Source organism: Tenacibaculum sp. AWR4_210 (assembly GCF_056160945.1).
Genome location: NZ_JBSWYF010000050.1, coordinates 1 through 442 on the forward strand (window position 1 = coordinate 1; position 442 = coordinate 442).

Here is a 442-nt window from a genome sequence, read left to right on the forward strand (position 1 = left end):
GCCCGCATGATGCTGCCGCCCTTGTCGACGCTGATTTTCACCCCCGAAGACACCTGATCCGCATCAGGGCCCCAGACCCGGACCGCAAGACCACAGGAGACGCCACGTGTACGACCGCATGGACCCGCCCGCCTTCGAGGCCGAAGCGACCGCCGAGCTTGCCGATTGGTGCGAGCGCATCCTCACCACCGCCGAGGACCGCTTCAGCGCCGGGCGCAGCATCGCGCGGCGTCTTGGGGCTCAGGTCGAGGGAGACCGGGTGGTCTTTGGCTTCTTCGTTCCTGAATTGCAGGACTGGAGCATCGCGGACGGCGACATCTTCATCGAGCTTTTGCGGCCCGAAGCGGGGGCCGAGCTTGATCTTTCAGTCTCGCATAGCGAGATCGCCTTCGAGCGGGTGCTCTTGCCTGTGCAGCGCTGCGAGGCGTTCGCCTTCTGCGTG

At 65.6% G+C, this 442-nt stretch carries 1 protein-coding gene; it reads left to right on the forward strand.

The window, feature by feature from the left end; translation table 11 throughout:
• Nucleotides 1-106: 106 nt before the first annotated feature.
• Nucleotides 107-442: glucosylglycerol hydrolase (gene gghA / locus ACXAG7_RS19970; RefSeq protein WP_476667926.1), on the forward strand; the 336-nt coding region annotated here is incomplete at its 3' end.